This window comes from bacterium (genome assembly GCA_030655055.1).
Taxonomy (GTDB): Bacteria; Edwardsbacteria; AC1; order AC1; family EtOH8; genus UBA5202.
The window spans coordinates 1-9,079 of sequence record JAURWH010000034.1 but is presented as its reverse complement, the minus strand read 5'-3'; the positions used below and the strand labels follow the sequence as shown (position 1 = coordinate 9,079).

At 56.9% G+C, this 9,079-nt stretch carries 10 protein-coding genes; all 10 read right to left on the bottom strand.

Annotation, left to right across the window (positions count from 1 at the left end):
* Positions 1-802 (bottom strand): Mur ligase family protein (locus tag Q7U71_01530; GenBank protein ID MDO9390436.1); only part of this gene is annotated, 802 nt, incomplete at its 3' end.
* Between the two features lie 158 nt (positions 803-960).
* Positions 961-2,046 carry a phospho-N-acetylmuramoyl-pentapeptide-transferase gene (gene mraY / locus Q7U71_01525; protein ID MDO9390435.1) on the bottom strand — a complete coding sequence of 362 codons (1,086 nt, stop codon included), beginning with the start codon at positions 2,044-2,046 and terminating at the stop codon, positions 961-963.
* Positions 2,047-3,402 (bottom strand): UDP-N-acetylmuramoyl-tripeptide--D-alanyl-D-alanine ligase, encoded by a 1,356-nt coding sequence (gene murF / locus Q7U71_01520; GenBank protein ID MDO9390434.1) that lies wholly within the window; start codon positions 3,400-3,402, stop codon positions 2,047-2,049.
* Positions 3,402-4,874, bottom strand: coding sequence for a UDP-N-acetylmuramoyl-L-alanyl-D-glutamate--2,6-diaminopimelate ligase (locus Q7U71_01515; protein ID MDO9390433.1), 1,473 nt, complete (start codon positions 4,872-4,874; stop codon positions 3,402-3,404). Before Q7U71_01515 ends, murF begins: the two co-directional genes overlap by 1 nt.
* Positions 4,875-4,924: 50 nt before the next feature.
* A complete protein-coding gene (locus Q7U71_01510) occupies positions 4,925-6,352 on the bottom strand; it encodes a penicillin-binding protein 2 (protein ID MDO9390432.1) in 1,428 nt (475 codons plus the stop codon).
* A 53-nt stretch (positions 6,353-6,405) separates the two neighbouring features.
* The gene (locus Q7U71_01505; GenBank protein MDO9390431.1) at positions 6,406-6,795 is read right to left on the bottom strand and encodes a hypothetical protein; all 390 of its coding nucleotides are present in this window, start codon (positions 6,793-6,795) and stop codon (positions 6,406-6,408) included.
* Positions 6,792-7,712 (bottom strand): 16S rRNA (cytosine(1402)-N(4))-methyltransferase RsmH, encoded by a 921-nt coding sequence (gene rsmH, locus Q7U71_01500; protein MDO9390430.1) that lies wholly within the window; start codon positions 7,710-7,712, stop codon positions 6,792-6,794. The genes Q7U71_01505 and rsmH overlap by 4 nt, the downstream gene beginning before the upstream one ends.
* A gap of 82 nt (positions 7,713-7,794) precedes the next feature.
* Positions 7,795-8,169, bottom strand: a complete 375-nt coding sequence (locus tag Q7U71_01495; protein MDO9390429.1) for an STAS domain-containing protein — start codon at positions 8,167-8,169, stop codon at positions 7,795-7,797.
* Between the two features lie 53 nt (positions 8,170-8,222).
* Positions 8,223-8,675, bottom strand: a complete 453-nt coding sequence (gene mraZ, locus Q7U71_01490; GenBank protein MDO9390428.1) for a division/cell wall cluster transcriptional repressor MraZ — start codon at positions 8,673-8,675, stop codon at positions 8,223-8,225.
* 313 nt (positions 8,676-8,988) lie between these two features.
* A partial coding sequence (locus tag Q7U71_01485) for an S-adenosylmethionine:tRNA ribosyltransferase-isomerase (GenBank protein ID MDO9390427.1) occupies positions 8,989-9,079 on the bottom strand: 91 nt, incomplete at its 5' end.

The following is a 9,079-nucleotide window of genomic DNA, read 5'->3' as shown; positions in this document are numbered from 1 at the left end:
GCGGGACCAGTTCCTTGCCCTGCGCCCAGCACATCATCCCCTGGTCAAGGCAGGCCCCCTGCTCCACCCGGCGCAAAAGGGAAAACATCATTTTTTGTGACCCGGCCCCCGAGGCATATTTCAGCACCATCTCGTCATCGGCATTCAAAACGGCATGATCGGAAAGGGTTTGATTCTCCAGCAGCCGGGCCTTAAGTTTGGCATAGGTCTCAAAATCGGGGTGCCGGTCCAGATGGTCGGGGGTGATGTTGGTGATGATGCCGATATAAGGCTGGAAATCCACGATGGACTCCAGCTGGAAGGTGCTGACCTCGGCCACGATGAAGCTTTGGGGGCCGGCTTCCAGGGCCAGCTCGCAGACGGGGCGCCCCGGCGCCAGGTTGCCGCCGATGTAATAATCCATCCCGGCGGCCTGCAATATCCCGCCCAGCATGGAAGTGGTGGTGGATTTTCCGTTAGTGCCGGTGATCCCGATCATTTTGGCCGGGGTCAGCTGATAGGCCAGCTCCATTTCGCCGATCACCGGAATGTTCTTTTTCCTGGCCTCAGCCAATATGGGCAGTTCCAGCCTGACCCCGGGGCTGATCACCACCAGTTCTGTTTCCAAGACCTTGCTCGAATGCCCGCCAGTTTCATAATTTATTCCGGCGGCAGTTAACTCAGCCCCAGCCTGAGAGCTTAAAGATTTTCCTTCGGACAGCAAAACTTTGGCCCCATGTTTTTTCAACAGACGGGCCGCAGCCATTCCGCTTCTTCCGGCGCCTATCACCGCCGCTTTTTTATCTTTAAGTTCCAGCTTCAAATTTTGTTTTTTAATGATTTTGGTGAACTACTAAACGCCACTAAGACACCAAGGCACCAAATACGATTTCATTTTTTTAAATATTGCTTAGTGTCTTTGTGCCCCTTCGGCTTGGCTCAGGGCATGCTTTTTGTGGCTAAATGGTTACGATTATTTTTTTACCTGATCTTTAGGGTGCTCAATGCCACCAGGGCGCAGATGAAGGCGATGATCCAGAACCGGACCACTATCTTCTGCTCGCTCCATCCTATCTTCTGGAAGTGGTGATGGATGGGGGTCATCCTGAATATCCTTTTGCCGGTGGACTTGAAGGAGGCCACCTGGAGGATCACCGAAAAAGCCTCCATCACGAACACACCTCCCACCAGTCCCAGCAGGATCTCCTGCTTGATCAGCACCGAGACCGTTCCTATCACCCCGCCCAGGGCCAGCGATCCGGTGTCCCCCATCATGATCTCGGCCGGGTGGGTGTTGTACCAAAGAAAACCCATGGCCGCTCCCACCATCGCGGCGCAAAGCACCGTCAGTTCACCAGATCCTTTCATGAACAACAGGTTAAGGTACTGGGCCCATTTGAAGTTTCCGGTGATGTAGCACATTACTGCATAGGCGGCGGCAGCGAACAGAAAGACCCCTATGGCCAGGCCGTCCAATCCGTCGGTCAGGTTCACCGCATTGGAGGTGAACACTATCACCAGGGTCACGAAGGGAATGTAGAACCAGGCCAGGTCAATGAACACATTTTTAAAGAACAGCAGGCTGGTCTTGGTGGCATATTCCGGATTGAGGGGAAAGAATCTGAGGTATACTGCTATCAGCAGGGCCACCGCGAACTGCCCCAGCAGTTTTTTCCGGCCCACCAGGCCCTTGGGGTTCTTTTTGACCACTTTCAGGTAATCGTCATAGAAGCCGATCAGACCCAAAAGGATGGTGGCCGCCAGAGATATCTGGATGTACTGGTTGGAGAGGTCGGCCCACAAGAGCACCGGGATAATTATGGCCGCCAGGATTATCAGCCCGCCCATGGTGGGGGTGCCGACCTTGTTCCGGTGCTCGGCCGGAAGGTCTTCCCGGCCGGTGTCCTTGATCTTGAGCTTCTTCAGCCAGCCGATGATCAGCGGGCCCAGCAGAAAGGAGATCAACAGCGCCGTCACCAGGGCCGAGGCCGAACGGAAGGTGATATAACGGAACAGATTGAATAAGTGGACCTGCTCGGCCAGGGGATAAAACAGATAGTACAGCACTTATTGGATCCTCTTTATTGCTTCTAATACTTCTTCAAAATGCATGGAGCGGGAAGCCTTGACCAGGATCAGGTCTCCGGGCAGGAGCAAGCCGGAAAGGTTTTGGATCAGACTGGAGGTATCCTCGAAATGGCGGGCATCCATCCCCTGTTCCTTTGCTCCCTGGTGGATTTCCCCTGCCAGCGGGCCGGCGGAGAGCACCAGTCCGGCGGACTGAGCCGCCAGCCTTCCGGTCTGCCGGTGCCGGTCGGAAGAGATCTGACCCAGTTCCTTCATGTCCCCCAGAATAGCCACTTTCCTTTGGGCCGGAAGGTTTTTCAGCACCGCCAGGGCCGCCTGCATGGACTGGGGGTTGGCATTGTAACAGTCGCTCAGTATTTTATATTTTCCGGCCTCCATCATCTCCAGCCGCATCGAGGCCGGTTGGAAATCAGCCAAAGCCAGGGCCGCAGACTTGAGATCTATTCCCCAAACCTCTCCGGCCGCCGCCGCCGCCAGGGCATTATAGATGTTGTGCCTGCCCAGCACCGGCAGGTGGAACCGGACCCCTTTTAAAGTGAACTTTATCCCCTGCTCCGTCAGATCAAGATCTTCCGCCCGGTAATCGGAGCCGGATTCTATCGAGAATCCCAGCACCCTGGATCTGGCTTTTCCGGCATGGGCCTTTAAATTCCCATCGTCGTAATTGATGATGGCGGTGCCGGGACCCGGCAGGGCCTCCAAAAGTTCGGCCTTGGCCCGGGCCACGTTCTGAACGTCCTTTAAGAATTCGGTATGACCTTCGCCGGCATTGGTGATGATCCCCAGTTCCGGCATCACCATTTGGCATAGAGCGGCGATCTCCCCCAGACCGCTCATTCCCAGTTCCATCACCGCCGCCTGGTGTTCCTTCTCTATATTAAAGAGCGAAAGGGGTATGCCATACTGGTTGTTTAAATTCCCCTGATTTTTGAGCACCCGGAATTTTTGGGATAATACCCGGACCGTCATTTCCTTGGTGGTGGTCTTGCCGTTGCTGCCGGTTATGGCCGTCATCTTCAGGGAGAATTTTTTGCGGTAATCTCCGGCCAGCTGCTGCAGGGCCGCCGTGGTGTCGGGGACGGTGATCAGGGGAAAACCTTCCAAGCTCGGTTTGTCTTTGGAATTATGAGCCGAGACCAGGGCCGCTGCTGCCCCGCTTTGTCGGGCTGCGGCAAGAAAATCATGTCCGTCGAACTTGGGTCCCTTGATGGCCGCGAACAATTGATCCGCTTTCAGGGAACGGCTGTCGATGCTGACGCCTGAAACTTTCCTGTCCGGTCCCTGCAGACTGCCCCCCACCGCCCCGGCAATTTGCGACAGCAGCATGGGCTCCATCAGCCCCGCCCCGAAGAGCGGGATCCGATGGCTTCCAGCGCTACCTCCCGGTCGTCAAAATGTATCTTTTCGGCGCCGATGATCTGGTAGTCCTCGTGCCCTTTGCCGGCGATCATCACCAGGTCGCCTTTTTCTGCCTGGGCCACCGCCTGAAATATTGCCTGACGGCGGTCGGCGACTATCTGATATTTGCTGCCTTCAAGGCCCGGCAAAATGTCTTCTATTATCTTGGCGGGATCTTCGGTCCGGGGGTTGTCAGAGGTTACTATCACCAGGTCCGAATGACCGGCCACAGCCTTACCCATCAAGGGGCGCTTGCCGCGGTCCCGGTCGCCGCCGCAGCCGAAAACGGTGATCAGCTTTCCCTTGGTCAACTGCCGGGCGGTGATCAGCACCCTTTCCAGTTCCTGCGGGGTATGGGCGTAATCCACCACCACCTCGTAATCCTGCCCGGCCGTGACCCGCTGAAACCTGCCGGAGACCGAGGTCAGGGCTTCCAGCCCGGCCTTGACCGCCTTGAGGCTAAGTCCGCCGGCCAGGCCCAGGCCGCAGGCCGTCAGGGCATTGTAGACATTGGGCTGCCCGGCCAGGCCCAGGTTGATCTCGATGTTCCCTTCCGGATTGATAAGCTGGAATCTTGTTCCCTGCAGGCTGTATTCGATATTGCGGGCCGTGATCTGGGCCGGCTTCAAAAGCCCGAAGGTCAAAAGCCCGGCCTTGGTGGCCTCGATGACATTTTTTGAGACCGGATCGTCAATGTTCACCACGCAGCAGGCTTTTTCGCTTAAACCTTGAAACAAGCGAAGCTTGGCCTTTAGGTATTCATCCATGGTGCCGTGAAAGTCCAGGTGGTCCTGGGAGAAATTGGTGAAGGCCGCCGCCTTGAAACCTATCCCGGCCACCCTTTCCAGCTCAATGCCGTGGGAGGAGGCCTCCATCAGGACAGTGTCGGCCCCGGCTTCCAGCATTTCGGCCAGCAGTCTTTGCAGGTCCAGCGACTCCGGAGTGGTGTTGGGGGCGGGATAGCTTTTATCCATCACCCAGTAATTGATGGTCCCCAGCAGCCCCACTTTTTTGCCGGCGGCGGCAAAGACCGAGCGGGCCAGATAGGAAGTGGTGGTCTTGCCGGCCGTGCCGGTGATGGCCAGAAGCGTCATTTGATCGGCCGGACGGCCGTAATACTCCGCCGCCATCAGGGCCATGGCCCGGCGGATGTTTTTTACTCTGACCACCGGAGCCGGGCCGTACTCCTGGCCGCCTTCGGCCACTATGCCGGCCGCGCCCCGGGCCAGGGCCTGGTCCACAAATTTCCGTCCGTCGGTCTTGTAACCGGAGATGGCAAAGAACAGCTCGCCCGGCTTGATGCTCCGGGAATCGTAACCCAGCCCCGAAACCTCAAGGTTTTGGGAAATATTGGCCAGGGATGGGGTTTCTCCTGGTATGGCTTTCAGCAGCTGGTTAAGTTGTTTCACCGGTCTTTCTGTTTCTGTTGTTTGTTTTTATTGGCTTCCGGCAGTTGTTTTTATCTGGCTGCCAGCAGATCCTGTCTGAGTCCTCTGGGAAGGCTGATTATCCTCTGCATTACATTGCGGCAGACCGGAGCCGCCACCTCTCCCCCGAAAAATCTTCCCTGGGGTTCGTCAATTATCACCGCCACTAAAAGCCGTGGTGCCTCGGCCGGGACAAAGCCGATGAAAGAGGCCACATACTTATCCGAGGCGTAGCCTTTTTTGCCCTGCTCCTTTTTTTGGGCGGTTCCGGTCTTGCCGGCCACCCGCCATCCTTCTACCTGGGCGGCCTTGCCGGTCCCTTCGCTTACACAGCGTTCCAGCAAGGCTATCATCTGGGCCGAGGTCTGGTCCGATATCACCCGGCGCAGGGTATCGGGCCGGCAGGATCCATCGACGGTCTGACCGGCCGGGGCCAGTCCCTTGATCAGCCGGGGCCTTAACAGGTATCCCCCGTTGGCTATGGCCCCGTAAGCCATCACCAGCTGCAGGGCGCTGACCGACAGGCCCTGGCCAAAACTGATGTTGGCGTGTTTTATCACCGGCCAGCCGTCCGGCTTGTCCATCAGGCCCGCCGCTTCGCCCGGACACTCGATCCCGGTCCGGGACCCGAACCCGAAGGCCCGGGCGCCCTGATACAGTTTGTCTTTGCCCAAAGCCAGCCCTATCTTGGCAAGGCAGATGTTGCTGGAAAAGGCCAGGGCCTTGCTGACCGTGATCGGCCCGTACTTGTGGCCTTCGGCCTCGCCGATCCTGTGACCGCCCACCGCGTAGCTCCCCTGTTCGCCGTCAAATATTTCCGCGGTATCTATGATCCTGGACTCCAGGCCCAGGGCGATGGTCACCGCCTTGAAGGTGGAGCCTGGCTCGAACTGGGCGGCCACCGCCCCAAAGGTCATGGCCTGGCGGCCAAAATCATCGGGACGGTTGGGGTCGAATTCCGGGTAGCTGGCCATCCCCAGGATCTCTCCGGTGGATGGATCGGCTATCACCACCGTGCCCCAGGCGGCCTTGAATTTATCCCCGACTTTTTTAAGTTCCTCGTCGGCGATGGCCTGGTATTCGGCGTCTATGGTCAGCTGAAGAGAATTTCCCGAACGGGCCGTCTTGGAGGCGTATTCCAGCGAAGGCCGGACCCTTCCCCGGGCGTCGCACTGGCGGGTGGCCCAGCCGGCCTCACCCGAAAGTTCCTGGTCGTAGTAAAGCTCCAGGCCCTCCAGGCCCCGCCCGTCCCGGCCCGTAAAACCCAGCAGTTGTCCGCCTACTGGGCCGTAGGGATAAGAACGCCGGTCGTCGATTGATAATGCCAACGGCCGGCCTTGACGGTCAACTATCTGCCCCCGCTCCGGAAGGATGCCGATCCGGAGCTGGTGCTGCCTTTGGGCCAGGTTCCGGTAATGCCCGCCCTTGAATGCCTGCAGCCATACCAGCCTTCCGGCCATCAAGGCCCATATAAAAAAACAGAAAACCGCAAGGGTTTTCGTTCGTTGTGACATCATGGTTTGCTCCAGGCCGATGAGACCGGCCGGAAGATCCCGGCCAGGGCATACGCCAGCCCGCCCCGGTCCGAGGCCGGGGATTTCAGCATCACCACCACCTGGCTGTTGGAGGGATATTCAAAGCCCAGGCCGGACGCCGCCCTGGATTCCAGACGGTTCCTGGCCTCCAGCTGCTGCAGTTTTACCAAAAGCTCCTTCTGCAGGGAGACCACTTCCCGGTTGTAGTTTTGGTCTTTTTCGATGGCGGCCAGCTGCTGGGAAAGGTTGAACTTCTGCCGGATGGACAGGAACATCACGGCAAACAAAACAAAGACCAGGCCGGCAATGAACCAGCCGGTCCGGTTCTTCTGGAGCTTGATCTCTGTTTTATGTAAAAAGGTATTCATACTTTTTCGGCCGCCCTTAATTTGGCGCTGCGGGCCCGGCTGTTCTCCGATATCTGCCGGGGTCCTGGAACCATGGCTTTTTTGGTTATTATTTTGATCACCGGTGTTTTACCGCAAACGCAGGACGGCAGGCGGGGAGGGCAGGTGCAGGGGGCGGCCAGCCGGCGGAAGGTCTCCTTGACCATCCGGTCTTCCAGCGAGTGATAAGAGATGACCACTATCCTTCCGCCGGAAGCCAGCATTTCCACTCCGGTATTCAGGCCCTGTTCCAGTTCGCCCAGTTCATCATTGACCTTGATCCTGATGGCCTGAAATATCCGGGCCAGGGTCTTGGCCGGCATCTGGGGCCGGGTCTCCTTTATCACCCGGGCCAGCTGCCCGGTGGTCTCTATCGGATTGTTGATCCTGGTCTCAGCTATGGCCCGGGCGATCTTTCTGGATTTCTGCTCCTCGCCATACTGGTAAAAGATGTCGGCCAGTTCCTTCTCTCCGGTGTTGTTCACCAGGTCCCTGGCCGAGATCCCGTTCAGTCCCATCCGCATGTCCAGCGGACCGTCGCCCATAAAACTGAAGCCGCGCTGTGAGTGGTCTATCTGGGGAGAGGAGAGCCCCAGGTCAAACAGCATCCCGTCGATTTTCAGGTCCCTGTCCCAGTTCCTCTCGTCCATCAGGCTGAACTTGAGGTTGACCGCAGTGAATCTTTCTTTATAATCAGACAATCTGGCCGTGGCCGCCTCGATGGCCCGGGGGTCGCGGTCCAGCCCGATCAGCTTGCCCGAGGGACCATTCCTTTTCAGGATCTCCAGCGCGTGCCCGCCCCCGCCCAGGGTGGCGTCGAAATAGTTGCCGCCGGGCCTGACATTTAAAAGATCTATTGCTTCTTCCAGCAGAACCGGCTGATGCCGGAATTCATCCATAATTTCCCCTGCGTTTATTGTCTGATCCGCCTGGTACCAGAACGATCCCCGGTCGCCTAATGTCAAATGTCCAAGGATGCGATCAGGCCACCGCGGTCAGCGGCTTGCGCTCCTGGCGCTGGAACAGGTCGCACTGCACCGGCTCCCTGGTGGAGGCGATCTCAAAGGCCTCTCCGGCCCCGGCCATCTGCAGGATGTTGACCAGGTAGGGCGAGAGCCCGTGCAGGATCAGGTCGCCGCCGTAGCTCCTCAGCCGCTCCGCCCGTTTGACCAGGATCTCCACTCCCCGGTAATCCATGTGCTTGACCCCGGACATCTCCAGCTCCAGCTTGAAACAATTCTTCTTCATGATCTTTAGGATCGCCTCTTCCACCTGAAAGAAGCCCTGCAGGTTTATCATGCCGTTCACTTCCAGCCTGACGCTGTTATCGGCCGCAGGGATGGCTTGGATTCTCATGATCTATATTTTCCTTTTTGATTGCGGTTTCAAGTGTCCGGTTTTTTAGGAGGCTACAGTTTCTTGATCAGCTCCTGGTGGAGCCCGCTGTTCTGATCCAATAGTGTCTGGTAGGAGCCGGGGTTCCAGATCTCCATCTTGTCGCTGACCCCGACGATCACCGCCTCTTTGGTCAGCCCGGTCTCCTGCAGGAATTTGGCCGGGATCATGATCCGCCCCTGGGCGTCCAGTTCGGCCAAAATGCTTTCGGCTGCGAAGATCCTCAAGGCGTTCCGGTTCTCCTCGGTCCGGGGCTGTGATTCCAACTCGGCCATGATCTTGGTCCAGTTGTCCTGGGGATAGACGAAAAGACAGCCGCCCTTCAGGCCCTTGGTGATCAAAAGCTGGCCGGCTGATTCGTTGGAGATCTGCTTCCGTAATTGGGCCGGCAGATTGAGCCTCCCCTTGGAATCAAGATTGTGGTGGTATGTGCCGAAGAAATAGGCCATGGTAGCTCTCCAAAACACCTTATTTTACGGTGTTTTTAGAATTTTCCGGGATTGTTGTTTTTTGCTGAAAAAGTTCCTGAAAACTTGGGGGTTTTTACCAGGTTAAACCACTATCCCCCACTTTAACCCACTGGTCACCATTTTAGTGTTTTTTAGCTCCATTGTCAAGCAAAAAATGACTTTTTTTTGACTTATTTTTTACCTGTCTGCCAGGCCCCGGGGAAATAAAAAAAGCAGGCAAAATTTGCCTGCTTTTTAGGGGTTTTTTGATACCCATTTGAGTTTATTTATATGCCGGGGATTCTGTGTTTTTCACTAAAGATTTCAGGTCTTAGACGACCACCATGGCATCGCCGTAACTGAAAAAACGGTACCTATTCTCTATCGCCTGCTGATAAGCCTTCATTACGTTCTCCCGCCCG

Bases quoted from the DNA above. Each gene is read 5' to 3' on its own strand.
- murF (MDO9390434.1), bottom strand. From the start codon at position 3,402: ATGGAGCCCATGCTGCTGTCGCAAATTGCCGGGGCGGTGGGGGGCAGT.
- Q7U71_01510 (MDO9390432.1), bottom strand. From the start codon at position 6,352: ATGGCCGGAAGGCTGGTATGGCTGCAGGCATTCAAGGGCGGGCATTAC.
- Q7U71_01505 (MDO9390431.1), bottom strand. From the start codon at position 6,795: ATGAATACCTTTTTACATAAAACAGAGATCAAGCTCCAGAAGAACCGG.
- rsmH (MDO9390430.1), bottom strand. From the start codon at position 7,712: ATGGATGAATTCCGGCATCAGCCGGTTCTGCTGGAAGAAGCAATAGAT.
- Q7U71_01495 (MDO9390429.1), bottom strand. From the start codon at position 8,169: ATGAGAATCCAAGCCATCCCTGCGGCCGATAACAGCGTCAGGCTGGAA.